General features: G+C 56.9%; 37 protein-coding genes. 16 read left to right on the forward strand and 21 right to left on the reverse strand.

The features are described from left to right. Window positions 1-52: 52 nt before the first annotated feature. On the reverse strand, window positions 53-589 hold the full coding sequence (locus SynPROSU1_RS07890) for a DUF924 family protein (protein WP_186570034.1): 537 nt from the start codon (window positions 587-589) through the stop codon (window positions 53-55). A 28-nt stretch (window positions 590-617) separates the two neighbouring features. Beyond that, window positions 618-2,291, reverse strand: a complete 1,674-nt coding sequence (locus tag SynPROSU1_RS07895) for a protein adenylyltransferase SelO family protein (RefSeq protein ID WP_186570035.1) — start codon at window positions 2,289-2,291, stop codon at window positions 618-620. 108 nt (window positions 2,292-2,399) lie between these two features. Here SynPROSU1_RS07895 and SynPROSU1_RS07900 point away from each other — a divergent pair, with 108 nt between their 5' ends. Next, window positions 2,400-2,546, forward strand: coding sequence for a hypothetical protein (locus SynPROSU1_RS07900; protein ID WP_186570036.1), 147 nt, complete (start codon window positions 2,400-2,402; stop codon window positions 2,544-2,546). Here the strand turns inward: SynPROSU1_RS07900 and SynPROSU1_RS07905 are convergent. The 3 genes from SynPROSU1_RS07905 to SynPROSU1_RS07915 form a co-directional block, all read right to left on the reverse strand. Beyond that, complete coding sequence (locus SynPROSU1_RS07905) at window positions 2,543-2,719, reverse strand: hypothetical protein (protein ID WP_186570037.1); 177 nt, start codon at window positions 2,717-2,719, stop codon at window positions 2,543-2,545. The two genes, SynPROSU1_RS07900 and SynPROSU1_RS07905, sit on opposite strands and share 4 nt — an antisense overlap. 3 nt (window positions 2,720-2,722) lie before the next feature. Next, the gene (locus SynPROSU1_RS07910) at window positions 2,723-2,884 is read right to left on the reverse strand and encodes a hypothetical protein (RefSeq protein ID WP_166017019.1); all 162 of its coding nucleotides are present in this window, start codon (window positions 2,882-2,884) and stop codon (window positions 2,723-2,725) included. A gap of 154 nt (window positions 2,885-3,038) precedes the next feature. Beyond that, window positions 3,039-3,191 (reverse strand): hypothetical protein, encoded by a 153-nt coding sequence (locus tag SynPROSU1_RS07915; protein ID WP_186570038.1) that lies wholly within the window; start codon window positions 3,189-3,191, stop codon window positions 3,039-3,041. Between the two features lie 434 nt (window positions 3,192-3,625). Here SynPROSU1_RS07915 and SynPROSU1_RS07920 point away from each other — a divergent pair, with 434 nt between their 5' ends. After that, window positions 3,626-3,787, forward strand: a complete 162-nt coding sequence (locus SynPROSU1_RS07920; RefSeq protein WP_170951186.1) for a hypothetical protein — start codon at window positions 3,626-3,628, stop codon at window positions 3,785-3,787. A 106-nt stretch (window positions 3,788-3,893) separates the two neighbouring features. Then, window positions 3,894-4,337: a tellurite resistance TerB family protein gene (locus SynPROSU1_RS07925; RefSeq protein WP_186570039.1), complete on the forward strand. Its 444-nt coding sequence runs from the start codon at window positions 3,894-3,896 to the stop codon at window positions 4,335-4,337. Here the strand turns inward: SynPROSU1_RS07925 and SynPROSU1_RS07930 are convergent. From SynPROSU1_RS07930 to SynPROSU1_RS07955, 6 genes are all read right to left on the reverse strand, one after another. Then, window positions 4,323-4,625 carry a DUF805 domain-containing protein gene (locus SynPROSU1_RS07930; RefSeq protein WP_186570040.1) on the reverse strand — a complete coding sequence of 101 codons (303 nt, stop codon included), beginning with the start codon at window positions 4,623-4,625 and terminating at the stop codon, window positions 4,323-4,325. The genes SynPROSU1_RS07925 and SynPROSU1_RS07930 overlap by 15 nt on opposite strands. A gap of 12 nt (window positions 4,626-4,637) precedes the next feature. Then, window positions 4,638-4,787, reverse strand: a complete 150-nt coding sequence (locus SynPROSU1_RS07935) for a hypothetical protein (protein ID WP_186570041.1) — start codon at window positions 4,785-4,787, stop codon at window positions 4,638-4,640. Between the two features lie 77 nt (window positions 4,788-4,864). Next, window positions 4,865-5,053: a hypothetical protein gene (locus tag SynPROSU1_RS07940; RefSeq protein WP_186570042.1), complete on the reverse strand. Its 189-nt coding sequence runs from the start codon at window positions 5,051-5,053 to the stop codon at window positions 4,865-4,867. Window positions 5,054-5,134: 81 nt separating this feature from the next. Then, window positions 5,135-5,302, reverse strand: coding sequence for a hypothetical protein (locus SynPROSU1_RS07945; RefSeq protein WP_186570043.1), 168 nt, complete (start codon window positions 5,300-5,302; stop codon window positions 5,135-5,137). Between the two features lie 63 nt (window positions 5,303-5,365). Continuing rightward, window positions 5,366-5,557: a hypothetical protein gene (locus tag SynPROSU1_RS07950; protein ID WP_186570044.1), complete on the reverse strand. Its 192-nt coding sequence runs from the start codon at window positions 5,555-5,557 to the stop codon at window positions 5,366-5,368. 70 nt (window positions 5,558-5,627) lie between these two features. Continuing rightward, a complete protein-coding gene (locus SynPROSU1_RS07955) occupies window positions 5,628-5,993 on the reverse strand; it encodes an AbrB family transcriptional regulator (protein WP_115021855.1) in 366 nt (121 codons plus the stop codon). A gap of 222 nt (window positions 5,994-6,215) precedes the next feature. On the opposite strand from SynPROSU1_RS07955, the gene SynPROSU1_RS14150 reads away from it, so the two are divergent. Beyond that, window positions 6,216-6,485, forward strand: a complete 270-nt coding sequence (locus SynPROSU1_RS14150; protein ID WP_186570045.1) for a DUF1651 domain-containing protein — start codon at window positions 6,216-6,218, stop codon at window positions 6,483-6,485. Window positions 6,486-6,608: 123 nt separating this feature from the next. Beyond that, a complete protein-coding gene (locus SynPROSU1_RS07965) occupies window positions 6,609-7,064 on the forward strand; it encodes a lipocalin-like domain-containing protein (protein ID WP_186570046.1) in 456 nt (151 codons plus the stop codon). Between the two features lie 19 nt (window positions 7,065-7,083). On the opposite strand, the gene SynPROSU1_RS07970 is transcribed toward SynPROSU1_RS07965, so the two are convergent. Continuing rightward, complete coding sequence (locus SynPROSU1_RS07970; protein ID WP_255444567.1) at window positions 7,084-7,341, reverse strand: hypothetical protein; 258 nt, start codon at window positions 7,339-7,341, stop codon at window positions 7,084-7,086. Between the two features lie 82 nt (window positions 7,342-7,423). Here SynPROSU1_RS07970 and SynPROSU1_RS07975 point away from each other — a divergent pair, with 82 nt between their 5' ends. Continuing rightward, window positions 7,424-8,662, forward strand: a complete 1,239-nt coding sequence (locus tag SynPROSU1_RS07975; RefSeq protein ID WP_186570047.1) for a cytochrome P450 — start codon at window positions 7,424-7,426, stop codon at window positions 8,660-8,662. On the opposite strand, the gene SynPROSU1_RS07980 is transcribed toward SynPROSU1_RS07975, so the two are convergent. The 7 genes from SynPROSU1_RS07980 to SynPROSU1_RS08010 form a co-directional block, all read right to left on the reverse strand. Further along, the gene (locus SynPROSU1_RS07980; RefSeq protein WP_186570048.1) at window positions 8,644-8,898 is read right to left on the reverse strand and encodes a hypothetical protein; all 255 of its coding nucleotides are present in this window, start codon (window positions 8,896-8,898) and stop codon (window positions 8,644-8,646) included. The two genes, SynPROSU1_RS07975 and SynPROSU1_RS07980, sit on opposite strands and share 19 nt — an antisense overlap. 65 nt (window positions 8,899-8,963) lie before the next feature. Further along, window positions 8,964-9,188 (reverse strand): hypothetical protein, encoded by a 225-nt coding sequence (locus tag SynPROSU1_RS07985; protein WP_186570049.1) that lies wholly within the window; start codon window positions 9,186-9,188, stop codon window positions 8,964-8,966. Window positions 9,189-9,200: 12 nt separating this feature from the next. Then, window positions 9,201-9,809, reverse strand: a complete 609-nt coding sequence (locus tag SynPROSU1_RS07990; protein WP_186570050.1) for a hypothetical protein — start codon at window positions 9,807-9,809, stop codon at window positions 9,201-9,203. 606 nt (window positions 9,810-10,415) lie between these two features. Beyond that, window positions 10,416-11,288 carry a phycobilisome rod-core linker polypeptide gene (locus SynPROSU1_RS07995; protein WP_186570051.1) on the reverse strand — a complete coding sequence of 291 codons (873 nt, stop codon included), beginning with the start codon at window positions 11,286-11,288 and terminating at the stop codon, window positions 10,416-10,418. A gap of 197 nt (window positions 11,289-11,485) precedes the next feature. After that, window positions 11,486-11,719, reverse strand: a complete 234-nt coding sequence (locus SynPROSU1_RS08000; protein WP_186570052.1) for a hypothetical protein — start codon at window positions 11,717-11,719, stop codon at window positions 11,486-11,488. 96 nt (window positions 11,720-11,815) lie between these two features. Further along, window positions 11,816-12,526: a response regulator transcription factor gene (locus SynPROSU1_RS08005; protein WP_186570053.1), complete on the reverse strand. Its 711-nt coding sequence runs from the start codon at window positions 12,524-12,526 to the stop codon at window positions 11,816-11,818. 25 nt (window positions 12,527-12,551) lie between these two features. Beyond that, window positions 12,552-12,737, reverse strand: coding sequence for a hypothetical protein (locus SynPROSU1_RS08010; RefSeq protein WP_186570054.1), 186 nt, complete (start codon window positions 12,735-12,737; stop codon window positions 12,552-12,554). A 256-nt stretch (window positions 12,738-12,993) separates the two neighbouring features. Here SynPROSU1_RS08010 and SynPROSU1_RS08015 point away from each other — a divergent pair, with 256 nt between their 5' ends. The 8 genes from SynPROSU1_RS08015 (at window position 12,994) to SynPROSU1_RS08050 (ending at window position 17,738) form a co-directional block, all read left to right on the forward strand. After that, a complete protein-coding gene (locus SynPROSU1_RS08015; protein ID WP_186570055.1) occupies window positions 12,994-13,722 on the forward strand; it encodes a class I SAM-dependent methyltransferase in 729 nt (242 codons plus the stop codon). An 86-nt stretch (window positions 13,723-13,808) separates the two neighbouring features. Further along, entirely contained in the window at window positions 13,809-14,036 is a 228-nt protein-coding gene (locus SynPROSU1_RS08020; RefSeq protein WP_255444568.1) for a hypothetical protein, read from the forward strand. 686 nt (window positions 14,037-14,722) lie between these two features. Further along, window positions 14,723-14,899, forward strand: coding sequence for a hypothetical protein (locus SynPROSU1_RS08025; RefSeq protein WP_166017045.1), 177 nt, complete (start codon window positions 14,723-14,725; stop codon window positions 14,897-14,899). A 40-nt stretch (window positions 14,900-14,939) separates the two neighbouring features. Continuing rightward, window positions 14,940-15,116, forward strand: coding sequence for a hypothetical protein (locus tag SynPROSU1_RS08030; RefSeq protein WP_186570056.1), 177 nt, complete (start codon window positions 14,940-14,942; stop codon window positions 15,114-15,116). A gap of 141 nt (window positions 15,117-15,257) precedes the next feature. After that, window positions 15,258-15,413, forward strand: a complete 156-nt coding sequence (locus SynPROSU1_RS08035) for a hypothetical protein (protein ID WP_186570057.1) — start codon at window positions 15,258-15,260, stop codon at window positions 15,411-15,413. A 266-nt stretch (window positions 15,414-15,679) separates the two neighbouring features. Continuing rightward, window positions 15,680-16,636: an orange carotenoid-binding protein gene (locus SynPROSU1_RS08040; RefSeq protein ID WP_186570058.1), complete on the forward strand. Its 957-nt coding sequence runs from the start codon at window positions 15,680-15,682 to the stop codon at window positions 16,634-16,636. Beyond that, window positions 16,626-17,369: a fatty acid desaturase gene (locus SynPROSU1_RS08045; RefSeq protein WP_186570059.1), complete on the forward strand. Its 744-nt coding sequence runs from the start codon at window positions 16,626-16,628 to the stop codon at window positions 17,367-17,369. Before SynPROSU1_RS08040 ends, SynPROSU1_RS08045 begins: the two co-directional genes overlap by 11 nt. 48 nt (window positions 17,370-17,417) lie before the next feature. Further along, window positions 17,418-17,738, forward strand: a complete 321-nt coding sequence (locus tag SynPROSU1_RS08050; protein ID WP_186570060.1) for a hypothetical protein — start codon at window positions 17,418-17,420, stop codon at window positions 17,736-17,738. Window positions 17,739-17,931: 193 nt separating this feature from the next. Here SynPROSU1_RS08050 and SynPROSU1_RS08055 read toward each other — a convergent pair whose 3' ends face one another. Next, window positions 17,932-18,186 (reverse strand): hypothetical protein, encoded by a 255-nt coding sequence (locus SynPROSU1_RS08055; protein ID WP_186570061.1) that lies wholly within the window; start codon window positions 18,184-18,186, stop codon window positions 17,932-17,934. Further along, window positions 18,179-18,466, reverse strand: a complete 288-nt coding sequence (locus SynPROSU1_RS08060; RefSeq protein WP_186570062.1) for a hypothetical protein — start codon at window positions 18,464-18,466, stop codon at window positions 18,179-18,181. The genes SynPROSU1_RS08055 and SynPROSU1_RS08060 overlap by 8 nt, the downstream gene beginning before the upstream one ends. 477 nt (window positions 18,467-18,943) lie before the next feature. Here SynPROSU1_RS08060 and SynPROSU1_RS08065 point away from each other — a divergent pair, with 477 nt between their 5' ends. After that, on the forward strand, window positions 18,944-19,213 hold the full coding sequence (locus SynPROSU1_RS08065; RefSeq protein ID WP_186570063.1) for a DUF1651 domain-containing protein: 270 nt from the start codon (window positions 18,944-18,946) through the stop codon (window positions 19,211-19,213). A gap of 760 nt (window positions 19,214-19,973) precedes the next feature. Further along, entirely contained in the window at window positions 19,974-20,492 is a 519-nt protein-coding gene (locus SynPROSU1_RS08070) for a DUF3828 domain-containing protein (protein ID WP_255444569.1), read from the forward strand. The last annotated feature ends 61 nt before the right edge of the window (window positions 20,493-20,553 follow it).

Raw genomic sequence — 20,553 nt, forward strand, 5'->3', positions numbered from 1 at the left:
GGATGAGCCCACCGATGAGCCTGCCGATGTCGATGGGGCTCTTAACACCGCATCAGTGGAAAAATTGCTGCAGAAACAACACTTCCTCCCGTGAACTCACGCGCCCGAGAGCTGCATTGCGCTGGGGGTAACGGCCGAAGCGCTGCAGCTGGATGAGATTGCGACGGGCAACATCAGCTGTGGCGGAATCTGCAAATTGCTCCAGCAGGGGAACGGCCTGAGTAACAACCATCGGGGCTTCACTGTGCAACAGAGGCATCAGCCAGAACTGCCGACGTGGCCGCTGCCGTTCGGTCGCCACCCATCCCTTTTGGAGGGCCATCAGGGCGAGGGCCAAAGCCTGTCGGTCGCCTGCAAAAGCCCTGGCCTCACCTCGCCAGATCTGGCGACTGAATTGATCCAGGAGCAGCACAAGAGCCAGACCGCTTTTGGCGTTGTCAGCCCAATCCTGAAGATCGCCGGCATGGCCACGCTCCACCAGAGCAGCAAAACGATCCCGCACAAGTGCATCAAAAGAGTCGCGGCGACGAAACCACTGCCAGGGTCGGCACTGCTGAAACCAGAAGTGCAGAACGTCGTCAGGGTTCATGCATCTGTTGTCGTCCCCCAGAAAGCGATCAGGAGGAACAGCTGTAGTGAGACACTCCGCCTGCGCTGAAGAACTCACGCGGTTTCAACCGGTCGTAACGCACCGCAAGCTCAGTGGAGGGGGTGTCGTAAGGCGCGCTGAACAGTTGTTGCAGTTCAGCCATCAAGGTCGTGTCGCCACGTTCTGCCTGCTGGTACGCCGGAGCAATCAACCACTCACGCCAGGTGATCGCAGGATTGACCTGCTGCATGGCTGCGGAGATCTGGACTCGATCAACGCCGCTGGGTAGGAAGGAATTCCAGCGCACCAACCAGCCCTGCCACTGACGTTCAAGAGACGTGGACAGGGGGAGATAGAAACACTCCCGCAGCGAATCGATCTGCTCTGGCAGATCAGACAATCGGCGGAACAGCATCGAATAATCGGCACTGGAGTCCACCAGAAGCTGCAACAGCTCTTGCACCAGTGCCTCGTCGTAGCCCGGCAAGCCGAGTTTGCTGCTCCACATGCGTTCCATCGCCTCCCGCATGGCATCGGGAAAGTCCTCCAGAAGCTGGTCGAGTTGGGCCTGGGCCTCCGCCTGACCCTCCATCAGCGTGCGCAGGGATTTCCAGAACATGCGGTAGTTGGCCTCAGCTGCCACCGGCTGATTGAAAAAGCAGAAGTGAGCGCCACCGCCGGTCCAGGGCTGAAAGCGCGGATCAAACAACTCGCAGAATCCGAACGGGCCGTAATCGAGGGTGAAGCCACCGGCTGCGCAGTTGTCACTGTTGAAATTGCCCTGGCAATAGCCAACGCGGATCCAGTTGGCCACCAGGGCCGTGAGGCGATCACGGAACAATTGCGCCAACAGCACGACCTGGTCGGTGAATGGCAGGGAGGAATCGATCTCCTCGCGGTAATTGCGTTCGATCAGGTGAGCCACGATCAAGTGCAGCTCCTTTTGCGCCCGAGGGTGGGCTTCGCTGCGTGCACGGCGGGCGAACAACTCCAGCTGACCCACCCGCAGAAACGATGGCGCCACTCGGGTGCTGATCGCCGCCGGGTTGTCGACCATCACGTCCGGGTCCATCGAGCGTGAATTCTCCGAATACCAGGGGCGACGGACCGTCTCAGCATGGGAGACGTAGAGCGTCAACGAACGCGAGGTGGGCACACCAAGGGCATGCATGAAATCCTGAGCGAGGAATTCACGGACGCTGGAACGGAGCACCGCTCGACCATCGGCACCACGGCAGTAGGGCGTCGGCCCGCCCCCCTTGAGCTGCATCTCCCAGCGGCGCCCCTCAAACAGCCCTTCAAACACCGACATGGCACGGCCATCGCCGTAGCCATTGCCATTTCCAAAGGGGCACTGCTGGGTGTATTCGGTGCCGTAGATCGAGAGGGCATAACCCGTCGCCCAACCCCAGGGCCGCATCGGACCAGTGGCGACACCGAGATCTCCGGAGAACATCCGACGAAACTGGCTGTCCTGGGCCAGGTCGTCACTCAGGCCAAGCTCGCGGAACAACATTCGGCTATGCGCCAGGTATTGGGGCTCCGGCAACGGGGTGGGCGTCACCGGCACGTAATGACCTGAAAGCACCTGGCGGGGACGGTGGTCCTCTCCATCTGCTGTCGCCTCCGGATCAGGAGTGAGGGCTTCCAGCAGGGAGTAGTCAGCCCGTTCGGCGAACTCAGCAAACGTGGCGGTGTTCATCGGGCCTTGAAGCTGTCTCCATCATCGCCAGAGCTGCGGCCCGGTGTTTTGACCGATGGCCAATGCTGAGCCGAGGCCTTACACCGAGGGAAGCATCCAAGGGGAACCGTGGGCAAAGCCAAAAAACTTCGCTCGGACAACCGGCAGGAGGAGTTGATCACCAGCCTGATCGGTCTCACCGCCATCTTTGTGGCCACAGCCATCTGGTGGAGCGTGGCTCCCCAGTGGCTCACCAGCAGCTGGCAAACCTTCTAGTAGTCGGGCATGGACGCCTCAGCCCGCAGCGTGCACCAGGGCTCAAGCAGGGTGGGGCGACCGCAATGGGGACAATCCTGCCCCCGCTTCTCCACCCGCACAAAGGGGATCCAACGGGAGTTGGCCTGCCCCTCATAGCCGCAGTGCTTGCAGTGAATCCTGTACTCCGCCATGGCTCAGAGCGCGGACTTCTCCTGACGTTGCACGGCCTCATGGGCCTGACGGAGGCCGTGCACCATGAAGCAGTAGGCCGGATTGCAGACCAGATAACGCCCTTCACCGATGGCGTCGATGGTGGACCCACGCGAGGTGGCAAAAATGCGGCTTTTGAACTCCATCTCATCTCCAGTGCTGTCCTCACTGTTGTGGAGACACTGAGGGACGGCAACCCGTGTAAAGGCCCATTGCTGCAGGGGTCAAAACCCTTAAAAGTTGGCGGTGTGCGCCTTGTTGTGCTGATTGGATAAGCCGCCGGCTCAGTGTCGATTGGACTCAGTCCATCCGTTCGCAATGGTTGCCATCGCACTGAAGCCCGCATTGAGGCTGCTTGGTGCCGTACTGCCAGGGTCGACGCATGGCCCAATACTCATCCACCAAACCGAGCAGGTAGGTGCCGACGCGTCGGAGAAGGGAGGACTGTTTCATACCCTCAAGCTGGCAACGGCGGCTTAACCCTGCAAGCAGACCTGAAGAAGGTCTGATTCAGACCTTGGCGTTAACGGCTTTCGAACAGCTGCGTGTGGCATCAGCAACCTGAGGATCCGTGGCAAGGGCATTCATCACGCAGTCGCAGTAGTAGGCCGCCATTCCCGCCTCTGCCGGTCTGCTGGCCTGGCTCAGATAAGACGCATCGAAGTAAGCGCGGCAAGCTGTGCTGGTGTCCTCAGTCCAGGGTTGAACCTCCTAGGGGCAACAGGCAGCGCGGCCATCAGCACCAGACCACAGACAGCCCAACGCATAACAGAGGTCAACACGTGACCTCACCCCCAAGGAGATTGAGGAACCGAGCTTGATGCCACAGATTCAATGTGGCGCGACGCAGCCTGGATGGGTTAGCCCCGAAGCAGTGGAATCGACTCATGACCACCACGCAACACTCCAACCATCTGCTTGAAGAGCTCGTCGCGGAGGAGATCGTTTATCAGATTGATCAGATCGCTGAAGAACTGCAGCGGGAAGGATGGCCGATCGCCATGGTGAAACGGTTCATGCATGTCGCCGTGGAGCGACTTCCTGAATGAGGCCAAGCCGGTAGGGCATTCGACTCATCTGGGACGCTCTGTTGCGCTTTTAACAACAAAGATCCGGGGAGTCCGTTGAAAGTTGGTCAACGCTGCGTCATTCCTGATGAATGTCGTCACTGCCTTTGCAGCCGTTGGCCTTACCGCGGTGTCGTGGGACGACACCCTCAGTCGCGCCGGGGCTCGGGCCTTTCGGCACGCCCTCGACTACCGGGAGCCTTACTGCCGGATGAGCGACAACGAGCTGGTGTTGCTGATGGATGCCGTGCTCGCCCTCCGGCTGGAACGAGGAAACAAGGCTCTGATGCTCGAGGCGGCGAAGGTCCTCAGCACAGATCAAGCCCTCACGGCCTACGCCATGGCCTCAGAACTGATGCGCTCCGATGGGCCCTATTCAGCGAAAGAACGTCGTCATCTCGACCTGCTGGCCCTGATGCTTTCGATTTCACAGGTTGAAGCCGAGCGCATCGATTCAGTCTTTGAATTGCTGCATGCCCCGCTGGAAGCGGCCCGCAGTGCAACGGCAGCCGTCCCGTCAGCTGTCAGCTGAGGGCTGAATCTCAATCCAGAGCAACCAGATGAAGCCGATGAACGGGAGAAGAGCGATGAAAATCCACGTCCAGGAACGCCCGGTGTCGCGGATGCGCCGAATGTTCATCGCCAACCCCGGACAGATCGAGGCCACTGCAAAAAAGACGTAGACGGCTGACGGCGCAAGCCGTGACAACAGCAGCCCAAGGATCAGATTGACGGCAAAGATCTTCCAGTAGTCGATTCGGGACGTGCGGCCCTCGAAGTCGAAGGCACGGGTCCAAAACTGGGGATAGAAGCTCAACATAAAATCGAGAAATCAGGCAGCACGCTTGTCATCACCGAACCAGATGCCCCTGCGGCTGTCGGGCAGACGGACCACAGCGCGCTCGTAGCGCTGTCGGCAGCTGCGGGAACGGAGATGTTCTTCAGCTTCCTGAAGCAGCAGTTGCAGCCTGACGTCATCCATGGAATTGCCTTGATGCCAACCCATTCAGGCCACGATCCGAGCAGCGTCAAGGGTCCTGGCGAAAGCCACTGTTGAAGTCAGCCTGAGTAAGCCACGTTCAACTCCTCCGCCCCGTAACGGAGCAGAAAGTCTGCTTCAGATTGCTCGGAGAGCAGCAGGCAGGTGTGGTGGTTGTAGCCCGTTCGATAGCAGTAGACATCAAGCTCCGCAGGGTTGCGATTGGAGAGGATGATCTCCCCGGTCCGAAGCACGTAGCGCGTCGACATCACGTTTAACCAACTGATGTCTTTGCAATAGCGCTGATCAAAGCAAACCAATCAGCTCTGTGCTGAGCTGCTCACCGGACGTCATTCGGAATCGACACGGATGAAAAACAGACTTTCCACATCCATCTCGCCCTGATCATCGGTCTCTGGATCACCCTCCACCAACTCAACGGCGAAATCCTTGTCGTCCAGTTCATGCACAACGCTTTGACCATTCACAAGGTTGTGGACGAGCAGGAGTCGAGTCATCGCGGCAAAGAGACGTCGTTCATCCGGTTGGTAGCAACATCCACTCCGCCATCCCCTCCAGATTCAGCGAAAACCGAAACCGTCACGAGTCGGCTGCTTTGCCGAATACTCCCGAGACAACGCATCGAGCATCAAGGCGATGTACCGATCATCCACACCGATGTCCTGCTTCAGCTGACGCATCAGGTTGTTGATGTTCTTGAAAGTGTCTGGAATGTGATGATCCAAATGCTCCTTGGTGGGTTGGTAGGGCATTGGAGCAAAAAAATTCCCCGTGGAACCTAAAGGAACCACGGGGTGAAAGTTGTTTCTGCTGAACTAGAGATCAATCCTCTTCTTCAGAACCACCCACGGGAATCAGGCGGATCTGCTTGCGTCCAAGCTTGATCTCGTATTCATCACCGGGCTGAAGCTCAAGGATGGCGGTGTAGGCCTTGCCGATCAGAAGATTGCCATTGCCTTGCACCACAGCTTTGTAAGAGAGCTTGCGACCACCTTTGCCGACACCTGATCCGCCCGTGGAGAAGGAGAGACCCTTGGCTTCCAGCAACGCCTCATAGAACGCCGTGAATTTGACCTGTTCAGAGCCGTCTTTCTTGGTGACGACGTAACCACAACCTTTGGCCAGATCAGTCTTGGCGCAATCGCCAAGTTCCTTGACGCGGTTGAGCAATTCAGCTCCGGTAAGCATGGGTCTGTGAGAACGAGACCCTGTTATTAGAACCCATATTTTCAAGATCACAAGGGGAAAAAGAGTGGACATCAGTTGATTTGTCGCGATGACTTTCAACACCCCAGGCGCAATCGATCAAAGGCATAGCAACCAAGAATCAAGCGACATCCTCGAACGGCATGTGTGGATGGTTTGACACAGCCATCAAAGACGAACAGTCGGTACCGAAAATGCAGCGAAATGACCGACAACGATCCCCAGTTCCAATCACATCCTGAACAGGGGTGCATCGGCTGGTTGGTCAACACGAACCGACATCAGGTTGTGCATTACAGACCCGATCCAGCTCCAGAAAATGCTGGGTGGGTATTGATCAGGACCTATCACTACAACCCACCACGTCCACCTGAACCGCTCAACCATCGACGTGTTCCATACGAAGACGCCATCCAAACCTGGACAATGATGCTGAAAAGTGGCTGGCGGCCCTGCCGCGCTCCGGCCCGTTGATCACTTTCGTTGTTGTTGTTACGGGATCCGCAATCCATGGCATCAATTGCCCAAAATCTCGATACCCAAGCTGCTGAAGCTGGATGACGATCGATAGGTTGCCGTTCAGGAACAGTTTCAGTTGTGAGCGTCAGTTCGGTTCAACCCTCCCAAGCCATCACGTCACCCACAGTTCATGGCGCCTGGCAGCTATTGAGCTACAGCGTTGAGCAGCAATCCAACGGCGACACCTTTGCGCCGATGGGCGACACCCCAAGCGGATATGTGATTTTCACGCCAGAAGGACGACTCTCCTTCATGCTCTCGGCCGAAGGACGCCGGCCGGGCGAAAGTGCCGAGGAGCGTTCGGCGCTACTGAGCAGCATGATCGCTTACACCGGCACCTACCGATTGGAGGGTGACCGCTGGATCACGCAAGTGGATGTGGCCTGGAACCCCGAGTGGGTTGGCACGGAACAGACCCGATTTTTCACGATCGACGGCGATGTGCTCACTGTGCACACCCCCTGGCGGGTGATGCCCAACTGGCCCGAAAAGGGTCTGACCCGCAGCATCGTTCGCTTTCAACGCTGCCGCTGACGCCCTTAAGCCACAGCCTTCAAGCCTCCGAATCGCCCTTCTGCCCGCCACAGGCATGACGAGGTTGGTAGCCCTGCTGTTCGGCCAGATAGCGGAGGTAAACGATCTGATGACGATCCGGCATCCCGACAGCGGCGATCAGACCCAACGGCCCGAACAACAGGCCAGCCAGCAACCAGCGGTTGCTGTTTCGCGCCTTCTGGGCCGCAACGGTCTTGGACAGTCCTGCGCTGATCAGATGGGAGACCAGCACCATGACCAGGAACTTGAAATCCACGGAGAACGCACAGCACACCCTTGGAGGTAGCCAGCACCTGAAGCACTGTCAGCCCTAGAACAGCGCCTGCCCCCCAGCTGCAATGACCACCACTCCCCTCCCCAGCACGGGCGCCGTGAGCGGACTGGGGGAAACCCTGGCCTTCTTCACCCAGGCCGACTTCGCCCAACGGCGCTTCCAGGCCTACGGGGATGTGTTCGAAACCAAGCTGCTGGCCCAGCGCATGGTGTTCATCCGTGGTGAACAGGCCATCGCCGATCTGATGGACCAGGGTGAGGCCCTGGAGGGTTGGTGGCCCGACAGTGTTCGGAAACTGCTGGGCAGCAAGTCGCTGGCCAACCGCAGTGGCTCCGGCCACAAAGCGCGCCGGCGGGTGGTGGGGCAACTGTTCTCCAGCGCAGCTCTGGCGCGCTACTCCCCATCGATTCAGCAATTGGTGGAGGAGCTGTGCCAGGAGCTGGTCACCGCCGAGAAACCTTTGCCGCTGGCGGCACGGATGCGCCGCTTCGCCTTTGCGGTGATTGCCACCACGGTGCTGGGGCTGGATGGCGCCAGCCGCGATGCCCTGTTCGCCGACTTCGAGATCTGGACCCGGGCCTTGTTCTCGATACCGCTGGCGATCCCGGGAACACCCTTCGCCAAAGCCATGGCCGCACGCCAACGTCTGTTGCAGCGGATCAAGGCTGAGCTGCAACGGGGCAGCAAGGCAGGGGGCCTTGATCTCCTGAGTGGCGGACTGGACGAAGCCGGCATCCCCCTGGACGATGACGACCTGGCCGAGCAATTACTGCTGCTGCTGTTCGCCGGCTACGAAACCACCGCTTCATCACTCAGCTGCCTGTTTCGGGCCCTGCTGCTGAACCCGGAGATCGAGACCTGGTTACGGGAGGGACTGGCTGAAAGCGTGACGTCGCCGCGGCTGGATGCCACGGTGTTGGAAGTGATGCGGCTGACGCCTCCGGTGGGAGGGTTCTTCCGGCGCAGCCTTGAACCGATCAACTTGGCGGGCGTGGCCATTCCGCAGGGCAGCGTGGTTCAGGTGGTGCTGAGCCCGGCATCCGACAACGACGACGCCGACCTTGCGGCATTCCGGCCGCAACGGCACCTGGATGGATCCTTCGGGCAAACGTTGTTGCCCTTCGGCGGCGGCGAGCGGGTCTGCCTTGGCAAGGCCCTCGCGGAACTGGAGATCCGCCTAATGGCGGTTGGCGTGCTCCAGGCGGTGGAGCTGCAGCTGCAGCCAGATCAAGACCTGGCGCTGCAGCTGATTCCCAGCCCCAGCCCGAAGGACGGCCTGCTGGTTCAGGCGGCTGCGCGGTGACGACGGCGGCCCAGAGGTTCGATCCAATCCACCAACACCTCCTGGTGGCGCAGCATCGGTTCCGGCAGACGGCAACCGAGGTTGATCTCTCCTTGGTCCATCAGGCGACCCAGCCGAATGGCAGCGGCCTCCTCCGGACGGTCAAAACTGGTTTGGTGCGAAGTGAGCCAGCTCACCTCATGCTCGGTGATCACTCCAGTGGACAGGCTCTCGAGGAAGATTTCTCCGACAGTCATGAGAGTCGTGTAACGAATTCGTTACATCCTGGCGCGCCCGGCCAGCAGTCGCGACTCCGATCAGCTCAAGCCAGCCACTGGTCAGCATCCATCACCTTCTTGATCAGGAGACCGAGGCGCTTGAACTCAGCGAAGTTCACATCCTTCACCGCCTGATCGAGGCCGCAGTCGACCCAGGCACCATTGCGCTTTTCCTCAATGGTGAAGTCCTGCTCGAGGTTGTCGCGGCGGATTCGATAGATGATGCCGTCTTCGTGGAGGTAATCGGCGGAAACCAGCTGAAGACCCATCAATCGCTCGCGTTAATCCAGCGATGGTGCCGCGAAAGTGTCAGCCACCGCAACAATCCAACGGGCCGCAGCAGCTGTCACCTGCTCCTTGGTGACGTTGAACTCAAGATCGTTCCCCTGCTCGAGCAGATCGGGAATGATCGTTTGCCAGGCCATACCAGCAGCACTGGCATTGAGATCGCCGATCAGCACAAAAGCCTTGGCTGCCCCGGTGACGGCATCGGTGTACTCAGGATTGGCACTCACCTTGCTGCGGTACCAGTCACCCACCTGATCACGCTGGGCCTTGCTGAGGAACGGCGGAGCACCGACGAGATAGGCATCGAGCACGAGCATCGGGCTGGGCACACTTCTGCCGGGATGCTTGAGCTCGAACCAGGCCTGGCCGATGGAAGCGGCATCGGGCCAATGGCAGAGGATCGCGGCGTCCTGACTGTCGAGAGTCCGCTGGGCTGCCAACTGATCAATGCGCTCCAACAGGGCAGGCCCAGTGAGCGGCGGTTCACTTCGGGCGTGCTCGGCCCGCACTTCATTGATGGCCTCGGCTACCGCAGCCTCATTGCCGCTGAGCTGCTCAAGAGCCCGCTTGAGATTGGCGTCGGCGTCGGCGGGTCTGGCCAAGGAACATCAGGCAGGGGCACTAACCAAGATCTCATCTCCGCTTCACGCGCTGACGGAAATAAGAAAGGGAGCGGCTGCCGAAAGCAAGCCTGGCCAAGAGATCTACTCAAGAATCAAGCAACAGCCAAACATCACTAACTCCGATGACGAACGCATCCCATCGCAGCAAGAACAGATCCACTACTGATAATTTTCTACTTGCAAATTATATCCAGAAACCAAAAGACTTTTATCAAGACAGGTCTCAAATGGAAATTTTGGCGACGAATACTTGATCAATCGCAGATGAACATCAACAGGCGCATAGCCATTCTGCAGGCATTGTTGAAAAAATTTCGTCACCGCAACTTCGAGCACTTGAGTTTCAAAGAGAGCAGTCACCTGGCCACTCTCGTGCACCAAGAGCCCGAAGTAATGCATCAAACGATTCAAGAGCGACGAGATCTTACGGAAGCGTGGATCATTTTCAATGAGTATTCATACCCAGGAGCGGCCCAAGGGGCCTGAGGCCACGCCAGCGGCTCAGCAGCGCCGCCATTAAAAAAGGGCAAGAGAGTTAGCTCTCCTGCCCTTATTTCTCAGCTCAGTGCTGCAAGCAGCAATGAATCAGAAGCGGCCGTAGTTGAACTTGCCGCCATACATCCGACGGTAAGCAGCGTTGCGGGGGTTGCTGACTGCATTCGTGTAGGAGAAGCCACCACGATCGCTGTCGTCTGAGTAGACGGCAGCAGCAGCAAAGGAACCGAGATCCATGCTGAAACGCTTCACCAAAGAAGGACCGGTGTACATGGCGTTTTCAGAGCTGGCATTTGCCGGAGTGATTTCGGCCATGCCAACAAAGGTGGAGCAGGAAGCCCGTGCTTCCGACTTAAAACCACGCAGGTAGGGAACCGTGTCAGTTCCGAAGGTTTCGAGATACTCCTCAGAGCGGACGAGGCTGTCGACGAAAGCGTCGAAGCCCTCCTCAGCGATCAGCTGAATGCCAGCACTCACTTCCTTCTGATTGATGGGAGGACGCCCCAGCAGGTGCTTGGTGGTGAGCTCGATGCCGCGCATGGGAGACACGGCGTGGAAAAACTTCTGCTTGTAGAGCTCAGATTTGACCAGGCCGGCCATGAAGCCCTGCACATTGATGCGGCCATCACAAAGGAAGGCCTCCAGTGAGACGAGACGCTGGTTGGAGGAGATGCCGATGTTGCCGAACACCTGCTTATAACCCGCGGTGATGGCAGCTTCCAGAGCCTGGCTGCCCGTTGAGGCATAGGAGTGGTTAATCGCTGAGAAGGGGCACTCCTCATGGATCCGAGGGCCCATGCCAATGCCCATGGCGGCGCATTGGTTTTGCTTGTACTCAGCAGGTGTGGATGCCGCCTTGCCCTTGTTGGAGCTGGCACTTTTGGCTGCGTCCACGGAGTTCGCAAAGGCGAAGGACACCCGCTGTTCGTGGGTGAAATCCCGCTTGTACTTCAGGGCTGGCATCCGAGGAAACAGTGAAATCAGATCAAAGATATGGCGATCTCTTAATTGTTGGAGATGAACTTAGTAATAGTTAAAAGCTGGGTTGCTCGCCCCAATGGCGTTGGCTGACTCACCCCACAACGAAGGCCTGGCCTCGCTCAAAACGCAGCGTCGCCAAGGGCTCTTGATCAACCGCAGACAACGGTTGAAATTGAATCTCAACCGCCGTTGCAATAACGAACAGCTTCGGACTGAGACCTGCCCTCAGCCACGACAGCCTCAACGCAGCCATTGAAAAGCTTGCTCTCCTGCTTCACGGCACACAAACCGAAGGCAATGGCCGCCAACGACAAGGCAGAAACGACCGTCGCTGAAATCTGAATCACGCCATAGGCGAGCATCGCCCGCTTCTTGCCGCCGCAGGACTGCTGGTTGCTGGATTCGTCGGCCATGAAACAAAGCTCGTTGACGGGAGCTTATGGATCAGGCAATGGCGTCTGGGGAGCCATCGCGGACGTGATCACCGAACAAGGATTCGGCCTTGTGGTTCAGCCGAGGGGATCGATCAGCCCATAGAGCAGGGCCATCACCGCAAGCTGGGTGCGATCAGCAGCACCAAGTTTGTCTTTGGCATTCATCACATGGGTCTTCACCGTTTCCACCGAGATGCCAAGGCTGCTGCCGATCCCCTGGTTGGTGAGACCTCGGGCCACCCCCGCCACCACCTGCAGCTCCCGCTCGGTGAGGTCTTCAATCAACGCGGGCAGATTCGGGTTCGGCGCCTGGGCCGCGCCAAGGCTGCGAATCTCCTCGGGGAAATACACGCCTCCTTCAGCGAGGGTGTGGAGGGCCTGAACGAAATCACCCTTGCCCGTGCCGAGGCTTGATTTGAAGATCACGGCGTCGGCATAGGCCTCCATCGCCTCCTGCACCACAGCCTGGGTTTCGCGCACCAGCACGATCAGCAGCTGACAGGTGGGTAGCTCCGCCTTCACGCGCCGCAGCAGGTTCATGCCGTAGCCGGTTTCGAGATCCGCACTGCAGATCAGCAGGCTTGGACGGTTGCGCAGCACCAGCTCGAAGCCCTCCTCCTCGGTGGTGGCGGCGCCCACCACGGCACGGCGAATCGGCTCCGCCAGGCAGAGACAGGTGAGGGTGAGACGGTCACCGCAGCAGACCACCACCCGCTGGTTCTGAAAGAACTGCGCCGTCGCTTCGATGGCTTCATGCAACGCACGCGACTCAAGCCGCAGCTCCATTCCAAGACCTTCAGATGCCCTCCTTTTAGCGGCGTTTGGATGGCTCAGCTGCAGAGCCATCACTGCAGCTATCCCGACGGACAACGCCACGAATGCAGTGGGGATAGCGCTCACGCCCCAATCGCCAGGCCTGGGCGGCATCGGCCACCTGCACCGTTTCGGTCTGCAGCTCGCCCTTGCGCTGAAGGATCAAGTCGTAAACCGGGGGCATAGGAAGCAATGGCGCGCTTCTTTATTGAGCCCCAACAGCAGAAGAATCACATCCCTCACTTGAGGGAGACGTTGCGGCGAGACATTCCCCCAGACGAGGGATACTCCAGCAGGCACAGTGGCTGGGTGATACGAGCGCTCTAGCTGCCAAAACTCCTGCCAGGTTGTGAGGGGATGGAGTGCACAAGGCATCGGCAACCTCAAGGGCTGAATCGCGCATAGCGACCATCCTTGAGGAAGCTCCATCGCGGTGGTCCATGCCCTCCCTTGATTTCGATGGCGAGTACGGCCGCACCTATCGCAAGAGCATTCAAGACTCGATCCCCGGCCACGACGTTCTGCACGAGATCGCCAGAGCGGCGATCCAAGCCAACTCAAGCGATGCCAAGCAAGTGCTGGTGGTGGGGCCCGGCCCCGGCGATGAACTTCCACACCTTCTCAACACCTGTGCTGATGCTGAGCTGACGGTGCTCGAGCCCAGTGAGCTGATGCTGGAGCAATGCCGCAAAACCGTTGCGGATCACCCCGGCCGCAGCCGCTGCCGGTTGCTGCCCTGCACACTGAAGGCAGCGCTCGAAGGGGAACTGAAGGGCGCCCGGTTTGATCTGGTGGTGTGCCACAACGTGCTGCACCTGCTGCCCTGTGAGGAGCAGAACGCGATGTTGCGCGACTTGACGCAGTGCACGGCTGATGGCGGCGTGTTGTTGCTGAGCGCCTACAGCGAAGCGGAGGACGGCGAGAGCCAACGCGAAGTGTTCGATGTGGCGTGGCAACGGCTTGTCGACCGGGGCGTTCCAGACGACAGGCTTGAAAAAATCAGGGACAGCCGCAACAAGGTGGTGTTCTCCCTTGATGCCAGCCGGGTCGCGGCTGTGCTGGAGCAAGCCGGTTGGCGGGCACCTCTGCAGCTCTATCAGGGATTGTTCATCCGCCTCTGGCTCTGCCGAGCCGGTGGTCAGGCTGAAGCCGCTCAGTTGGAGACGTAGGCCTGTAGATGCCAACCCGCCTTCGTGTCAATTGGCACAACACCATTGAGTTGCAAGCAGCAGATTGGTGCTGTTGCTTCAGAGCTGTGGCCAGCCGGCTGCGTCAATCCCTGCTTCAACTTGGTGACCGAGTCACCCGTCGCGTGCCGCGATGGCCGGAAGGATCCTGGCCCGACGCCATGCAGCGCAGCCCCCGACGGGTTCGAAGCTCGGCCAAGGATTTGATCAAAAGCAGCGCCAAAGCAGCGATTGATCTGGGCCGCCAGGCAGCACGCCTGGGGATGGAATCGATCAAAAGAGCAAGCAACCGATGAATGGAAGCTTGTTGGTGCTGTCTGTTCTGCTGTTGATTGCAGGCGTGGCCTTGATCAGCCTGGGCTGACTAAGCACAATCACTCAACAAGACAAAACGGATCAATCGACGACCAAAATCAGAAAAAACGAGATCAGTTGATACAGATCACCATCCAATTTTGCTTGATCGTTGATCTAGAACTTCATGGCTTAGATGGAAATTCTGATTGCTAGTTGCTTCATCTTTCCGCTATCGGCGCTGTGGATCCAATCCCAGGAAGACGAGAACAACGAAGACGAGATGGACTTTCTTTGAGCCAACGACTTGGCCTTCTGGCTCAAGACCTGGAGGACGGCAAGGCCGAAGTCTTCAACTCATGGGTCAGAAGATCTGTGGCCAGCATGGTGAGAGCAACACCCATCAAAGCCAGAGCCATGCCCTGATTTTCGTCTGAGGCAACAGCTACATTCCTGGACAATTCCAGATGTTTTTCCCAGGAGAAATGCATCAGCTCCAGGCCTATACATGCTTTCTAAGGCCATAAGCCTTTGCGATCCGAATGATCAGCGGCATTCAGAAATGTTCTGTAATGACAGCAATGCATTGAGATGAGCATTCTTTCCTGAAATCGGTTGCAAGCACTACGTTTTCAATTTGCAGCACAAAAAATTTTCGGGTACGTTCCGCTCACCAAGCCAAAAGCCAATGGAACCGATCGCGTTGACTCTGGGCCAGAAATTTGAAATTGAGAAATTTTCACGCGAGATCGACAACTCAAAGGATCTTCAGGCCCTCCGCAGTATTGCGAAAGACCTTTTGGTGGCCTGGAAACAACAGCAAGCTGCCTCGGACTGGATCATGCGCCAACCGAGAGATCTCTGAGGTCAGCTTGTTTCGCTCAAAGCAAATGGAGGGCAACCAAATGATCACAACGATCGCGGTGGAAAGAGACGCTCTGCGCCTTTTGCACAAGGCGATTGCTGAGGCCTACGTCAGCTGGCCTGGGGGCGATGCCAACGAACAAGCCCTCCTGTTGGACATGAAGACCAAACTCTATGCAGCCTTAATGGACCACCTGTTCGAGTCTAATTCCAATTAAGCCTTGCCCAGCTGAAGCTGTTCATCCAGTCGATGTTGTATCGGCATGGACTGCAGTCACTTCTTTTCTGCGAAGCGGTAAAAAAACTCATGTTGAACACGGCGAAATGGCAACAGACTGAAGCCGCCTGCGGAGCTCGACATGCAAACCGATCGCTCCCGCCTACGTGAACTCGAGATTCGTGTCGCCAACCCGCAGCACTGGAGTGCGGGCGAAAACGAGATCAATGTTGAAAATCTGAGGCAGTTGCGCTTTCAGATCGACGATCAACTCAAGAAACTGCGCCGGCATTCATAGGCCTGCGCCTCAAAGTAATCAGACAAGAGCCGATCAACACCCCGGAGCCAACGGAACCGGCAGACCCGCTCTTGTTTCAAGCCCTACCAAAAGGCGATCACCCTCACGGACTGGACGACGACGACTCGACTCCTCATCAGCCACCGTGATTCGGAGCAAAACCTTGCCAGACCAATTGTTCACTAACGAACAGGAGGCCAGACGGAGCGCATGTTTACACAAAGAAACATAGTGTTACAGTCTGTAAACACCTTCTTACGTCCTGGATGTTCACGCTCGATAAGGCTCGTCAGATCTTCCCGGAAACTCTTACTGCTGATGCCGTTCCGGCCATCACAGCCCGCTTCCAACTGCTTTCCGCAGAAGACCAGCTGGCACTGATCTGGTTCGCCTACCTCGAGATGGGGCAGACCATCACCATCGCCGCCCCCGGCGCTGCACGCATACAGTTGGCTCGTCTGACTCTTGACCAGATCTTGGCCATGAGTTTCGACGAACAGACAAAGGTCATGTGTGACCTCGCGGGCAAGATCAACAGCCCGATCTCCAATACCTATGCCTACTGGTCGGTGAACGTAAAGCTCTGCTTCTGGTACGAGCTGGGCGAATTCATGCGCCAGGGCAAAGTCGCCCCCATTCCCCAGGGTTACAAACTTTCAGCCAACGCCAATTCGGTGCTGGAAGCGGTGAAGAAGGTCGAGCAAGGCCAGCAGATCACCCTGCTGCGCAACTTCGTTGTCGACATGGGATTTGATCCCAACATTGACGACAACAAGATCGTTACGGAGCCGATCGTCGCCCCCACACCGGTGAATGAGCGCGAAGAGATCTTCATTCCTGGCGTTCTCAACCAGACGATCCTCAGCTACATGCAGCTGTTGAACGCCAACGATTTCGATCAGCTCATTGATCTGTTTCTCGACGATGGCGCTCTCCAGCCCCCCTTCCAGCGTCCGATTGTGGGCCGTGAAGCGATCCTGAAATTCTTCAAGCGAGATTGTCAGAACCTGAAGCTGATGCCCCAAGGCGGCTTCGGTGAACCGACTGAAGGTGGTTTCAACCAGATCAAAGTCACCGGCAAGGTGCAAACCCCCTGGTTTGGCCGCGAAGTGGGCATGAATGTCGCCTGGCGCTTCCTGCTCGACGAAAACGACAAGATCTACTTCGTCGCGATCGACCTTCTCGCCTCACCCGCTGAACTGCTGAAACTTGGTGCCAAATGACGGACTGAAGCCCTCTGCTCAGCGAGGCCTACAACTAGGAGCACTGATCTCAGTCTCCTGGCTGGTCACGCTGATCATTGGTCTACGTATTGAGCTGAATCAGCTGCATCCCCTGCTGATCACCAGCTGGATTCTGTGTCGCAGCTTCCTGCACACCGGACTATTCATCCTTGCCCACGACGCCATGCACAACAGCTTGGCGCCTGGTCATGCCCTGATCAATCAGAGAATTGGCCGGGTGTGTTTGTGGATGTACGCGGGTCTGAATTACGACGTCTGCAGATCGAATCACCGCCGGCATCACCTGATGCCGGAATCGGAAGCCGATCCAGACTTCTGCCCAACCAACAACCGCTCCGTTGTGGCCTGGCTGACTCGCTTTCTGAGAAATTACCTCAATCCGGCGCAACTCAGCAGGCTAATCCTGGTTGTGATGGTTCTTTTGTTGGCAACCTCCAGCGATCAAAACCATCCATGGATCACAGTTTCCGTTACATATCTACTTCCCTTGCTGATCAGCACCGGACAGCTTTTCTTTGTTGGCACCTACTTGCCCCATCGCAAAGAAAACCCTAAAGAGAGCCATGAAGTTTCAATTAAAAGCCTGAATCTTCATCCTTTTGTATCTCTTCTCGCTTGTTACCATTTTGGCTATCATCGCGAGCATCACAACAACCCGAATGCTCCCTGGTTCCTGTTGCCAGAACTGCGCACGGGTCAATGTATTCACTGAGGTCTGGCTCAATCCAGACGCTCGACGTTATCCCTCCTCACCCACCACATGTCTGCGACCGACTGGACCTCTGAAGAAGAAGCGGTGGCGCGGCATGCCTTCGCATTGGGCAAGCAACGATCCGTGGTGACCTTGATTGAAACTCTCAAGGACCAGAGCGCCAAACTTGACACACCAGAATCGATCTGGAGCCTGCACGATTTTTTAAGCACCGAGCGCTATCAATACGAAGGAAGAATGGAATTTGATTTCAGCAATATTCTGTTCACACTGGCCGACATGATCAAGCAAGATTTGATCAAATACGACGATCTAAACGGACTCAATCAACTCAAACTGAGCAAAATCAAAGCCATGTCGATGTTCTGAAAACTGCATATCTCTTCAGAATTAATACTCCTGCATGGATAAAAGTATTCATAAGTCTTCACCGAAACTCCCCTACATGAGCACGGCTAGAAGTACAGGCGTCATCAGCGCTAAACCAGAGATATCGTCACAGGCCTGATCAAGCAAGCACCCAAGAAATTGTTCAGAGATCAAATTGCGCTGTATTTTGAATTCAAGGATTGCTGTTGAGCTGGCTCTTCAGCTTGGCAAGACGATTCATAAGTTGCTTATAGCGTCGACTCGGCATCTTATCTTTGCCATCCTTCAGTGCCGATGAAAGTACGGCAATTTCCTTCTCAACTTTTCGTCTCCTGGTCTCCTTGATCGCTTCTTCCGCTAGGCCCATCAAAAAGTCTCCTCGCGGGGCATAGCCCGGAGGGTCGTCACTTGGCTGGCTTGGATCATGCAAACCGCCAGGATCAATCATCGTCGAGGGCTTTTTCGGCAACGTCAGCCGCCACTAGAAAAACATAAGAAAGTGCATTCATACGACTTGCAAGATCCCTGATCGACTCAATAATTTCTCTTCTCGACAGACCACTTTCTCGCTGGAGGCGAATAATTTCATGCGTCAAACGAGTCTCATTATCTCGACCGTAGCTGTACGCAGTTCCAAAACAATCCTCACTTTTCTCATCATTCCTGCAGGCTTGCGCGAAGTCCGAGGCTATTTTTTGGGAAAAATCTTCAACCTGACGGCTTTCCATTATTACTAAACTGGATTACTTGAATATAAGCGACAAGGGCATGAACCAGCATTAATTTATCAATCCAATAATTCAAGCTTCTCACACTTTCTTATAGGTCGATAGAAAAACTTTATGTTTTTTCGTTGAGAATCGAAAAGATCTTCATTACCTGTCCTCTAAATACAGGACAGCGCAAAACTCCCTCGCCTTAGTCGGACATTGATTGCAATCAAGGCCTTCGCAAGCTTGTCTGATGCGTCTTTTTGACTGAGAAGAGCTTCTTATTTTTGAGCATCAAAAAAGTGTGAATCGATGTCTCTGAACTGAGATTGCCATCACCATCCAGGACACTCTGTTCATTCCCTGGCAATCCCAACGGGGGCGCGCTCGATTTGGCCCACCAGCCACGATCAAGTACGCCATCGTGATCCAGGGGCATAGCTCCGGCAGCACGTACTTGGCAGGGCTGTCTTCTCTTGCCGTCGCCCCACCCCCTTGCCTCGATACCGCGCCACCCACGAACCAACGGAACAGCCAGGCGGTGAGGGCTGGCTGGTGAGCCCTGAGCAACAGAAGGTGGTGCAGTTCAAACCAGATGCAGCCACCGTGCATGCCGAGTGGGTTGCGGTGCACACCTACTGCTGGGTTCCGCCTCGACCACCGATGCCACAGACCCGGCGGCGGATGCTCCGCCACAACGCCATCGAAGCGTGGAACACGATGCTCAAGACAGGCTGGCGGCGCTGCTCTCCCCCCGTGCGCTGATGAATGTCAATGACAAATACTGGACCAAAACAACAGCTTCCGCCAAGGTTGCCAAAGTCACAATGAATTGATGACCAACGGATCCGGCACGTGGGTTAACAATCAGCCCCCAGCAGCATTTGAGAAGCTCTGGAGAGGCTTGGCACTGGTTGGAGCCATCCACATTGGAGGGATGCTGATCAACGTCATCTTCCAAATGATGGGAAACAGCAGCTTGGATGGCATTCCTGCAAAATTCCTTGGTCTTTGATCAATCCCAGCGCGACAACGCCATAGAAACGCAGCCCCCGCCTGGACGGGGGTTTCTTTTTGCCCAGTTGAAACGAGATGCCAGAGGGAACAGCAATCAGCAATTCCACGCAAAGACCAAGCCCTCTCATGCTGAGCAAATTTACTCATTGTTAAGGGAGATTGAGCAGCATTAAGTTCTGACCGCATGCACGAGTTGTTCCTAAGGAGTGGACTCTTTTGGAACCCTTTTTCGGTAAGTTCTCCATCAGGACTGCGATGTATCCCGTAGGTGGGCCTGCGGATACATCTCTTCCTACACAAAGGCCTCTTGTCGTTGAATGCCGAGATGGGGAGAGCCGGCGAGAGAACCTGCTCCCCATTGCCTGAACAGCATTTGCGTCGGTGATCATCCCGGCACGATCATCCACCAATCAGGAATGATTGAAGGCGGAGGGATCGGATCCTTTTAGACCGCAAGGCTTCCAGCACCTTCGCCAGCCGCAAGACTGAGAGAAGTCGAGACCTCACCGTGCTCCCCCTTCTGGCTGCCAGCCTGATCGCCGTCGAAGCACCGAGGCAGCAATCACTGCATGGCCTGGCCTGTCCAGAGGCTGTGCGACAGCAGCTCGATGAGCTCTACCGCTGGCAGGTGCAGCGCATGGACCAGCCCGAGCCCCCCGCTACGCAGTTCACCAGCCAGCGCGATCGCTTCACGCCAGCGCTGTTCAACCTGCTGCTGCAGGCCCGGGAACTCACCCCGAAGAGGGATGGTCGCCACCTCGATTTCGACGTCTTCAGCAACACCCAGGCGCGAACCTTCGGAGCTGTGGTCACCGGCTGCAGCGCAGCCCAGGGCAACAGCATCGAGGCAGCGGTGGACGTTCAGTTCGGCCTCGGCAGCCGAGCCAGCGACATCCCACGACAGTTGCTTTACACGCTCAAGTGCGACAGCGCAGGCCACTGGCAGATCGCTGAAATCACGTATCGCAATGAGCGGGAGTTTCAGCTCACGGCTTACCTCGAGAGCCTCTTGAATCCAACGCCCTGATCCAACGCCACTCACCGTTCTTCGGCAACGGCCAAGCTGATGAAGGTCACCAACATCTCTG

The organism is Synechococcus sp. PROS-U-1 (assembly GCF_014279755.1).
Taxonomy (GTDB): domain Bacteria; phylum Cyanobacteriota; class Cyanobacteriia; order PCC-6307; family Cyanobiaceae; genus Parasynechococcus.

Bases quoted from the DNA above. Each gene is read 5' to 3' on its own strand.
- SynPROSU1_RS07890 (WP_186570034.1), bottom strand. From the start codon at position 589: ATGAACCCTGACGACGTTCTGCACTTCTGGTTTCAGCAGTGCCGACCC.
- SynPROSU1_RS07895 (WP_186570035.1), bottom strand. From the start codon at position 2,291: ATGAACACCGCCACGTTTGCTGAGTTCGCCGAACGGGCTGACTACTCC.
- SynPROSU1_RS07905 (WP_186570037.1), bottom strand. From the start codon at position 2,719: ATGGCGGAGTACAGGATTCACTGCAAGCACTGCGGCTATGAGGGGCAG.
- SynPROSU1_RS07910 (WP_166017019.1), bottom strand. From the start codon at position 2,884: ATGGAGTTCAAAAGCCGCATTTTTGCCACCTCGCGTGGGTCCACCATC.
- SynPROSU1_RS07915 (WP_186570038.1), bottom strand. From the start codon at position 3,191: ATGAAACAGTCCTCCCTTCTCCGACGCGTCGGCACCTACCTGCTCGGT.
- SynPROSU1_RS07920 (WP_170951186.1), top strand. From the start codon at position 3,626: ATGACCACCACGCAACACTCCAACCATCTGCTTGAAGAGCTCGTCGCG.
- SynPROSU1_RS07925 (WP_186570039.1), top strand. From the start codon at position 3,894: ATGAATGTCGTCACTGCCTTTGCAGCCGTTGGCCTTACCGCGGTGTCG.
- SynPROSU1_RS07930 (WP_186570040.1), bottom strand. From the start codon at position 4,625: ATGTTGAGCTTCTATCCCCAGTTTTGGACCCGTGCCTTCGACTTCGAG.
- SynPROSU1_RS07935 (WP_186570041.1), bottom strand. From the start codon at position 4,787: ATGGATGACGTCAGGCTGCAACTGCTGCTTCAGGAAGCTGAAGAACAT.
- SynPROSU1_RS07940 (WP_186570042.1), bottom strand. From the start codon at position 5,053: ATGTCGACGCGCTACGTGCTTCGGACCGGGGAGATCATCCTCTCCAAT.
- SynPROSU1_RS07945 (WP_186570043.1), bottom strand. From the start codon at position 5,302: ATGACTCGACTCCTGCTCGTCCACAACCTTGTGAATGGTCAAAGCGTT.
- SynPROSU1_RS07950 (WP_186570044.1), bottom strand. From the start codon at position 5,557: ATGCCCTACCAACCCACCAAGGAGCATTTGGATCATCACATTCCAGAC.
- SynPROSU1_RS07955 (WP_115021855.1), bottom strand. From the start codon at position 5,993: ATGCTTACCGGAGCTGAATTGCTCAACCGCGTCAAGGAACTTGGCGAT.
- SynPROSU1_RS14150 (WP_186570045.1), top strand. From the start codon at position 6,216: ATGACCGACAACGATCCCCAGTTCCAATCACATCCTGAACAGGGGTGC.
- SynPROSU1_RS07975 (WP_186570047.1), top strand. From the start codon at position 7,424: ATGACCACCACTCCCCTCCCCAGCACGGGCGCCGTGAGCGGACTGGGG.
- SynPROSU1_RS07980 (WP_186570048.1), bottom strand. From the start codon at position 8,898: ATGACTGTCGGAGAAATCTTCCTCGAGAGCCTGTCCACTGGAGTGATC.
- SynPROSU1_RS07985 (WP_186570049.1), bottom strand. From the start codon at position 9,188: ATGGGTCTTCAGCTGGTTTCCGCCGATTACCTCCACGAAGACGGCATC.
- SynPROSU1_RS07995 (WP_186570051.1), bottom strand. From the start codon at position 11,288: ATGCCAGCCCTGAAGTACAAGCGGGATTTCACCCACGAACAGCGGGTG.
- SynPROSU1_RS08000 (WP_186570052.1), bottom strand. From the start codon at position 11,719: ATGGCCGACGAATCCAGCAACCAGCAGTCCTGCGGCGGCAAGAAGCGG.
- SynPROSU1_RS08005 (WP_186570053.1), bottom strand. From the start codon at position 12,526: ATGGAGCTGCGGCTTGAGTCGCGTGCGTTGCATGAAGCCATCGAAGCG.
- SynPROSU1_RS08010 (WP_186570054.1), bottom strand. From the start codon at position 12,737: ATGCCCCCGGTTTACGACTTGATCCTTCAGCGCAAGGGCGAGCTGCAG.
- SynPROSU1_RS08015 (WP_186570055.1), top strand. From the start codon at position 12,994: ATGCCCTCCCTTGATTTCGATGGCGAGTACGGCCGCACCTATCGCAAG.
- SynPROSU1_RS08025 (WP_166017045.1), top strand. From the start codon at position 14,723: ATGGAACCGATCGCGTTGACTCTGGGCCAGAAATTTGAAATTGAGAAA.
- SynPROSU1_RS08030 (WP_186570056.1), top strand. From the start codon at position 14,940: ATGATCACAACGATCGCGGTGGAAAGAGACGCTCTGCGCCTTTTGCAC.
- SynPROSU1_RS08035 (WP_186570057.1), top strand. From the start codon at position 15,258: ATGCAAACCGATCGCTCCCGCCTACGTGAACTCGAGATTCGTGTCGCC.
- SynPROSU1_RS08040 (WP_186570058.1), top strand. From the start codon at position 15,680: ATGTTCACGCTCGATAAGGCTCGTCAGATCTTCCCGGAAACTCTTACT.
- SynPROSU1_RS08050 (WP_186570060.1), top strand. From the start codon at position 17,418: ATGTCTGCGACCGACTGGACCTCTGAAGAAGAAGCGGTGGCGCGGCAT.
- SynPROSU1_RS08055 (WP_186570061.1), bottom strand. From the start codon at position 18,186: ATGATTGATCCTGGCGGTTTGCATGATCCAAGCCAGCCAAGTGACGAC.
- SynPROSU1_RS08060 (WP_186570062.1), bottom strand. From the start codon at position 18,466: ATGGAAAGCCGTCAGGTTGAAGATTTTTCCCAAAAAATAGCCTCGGAC.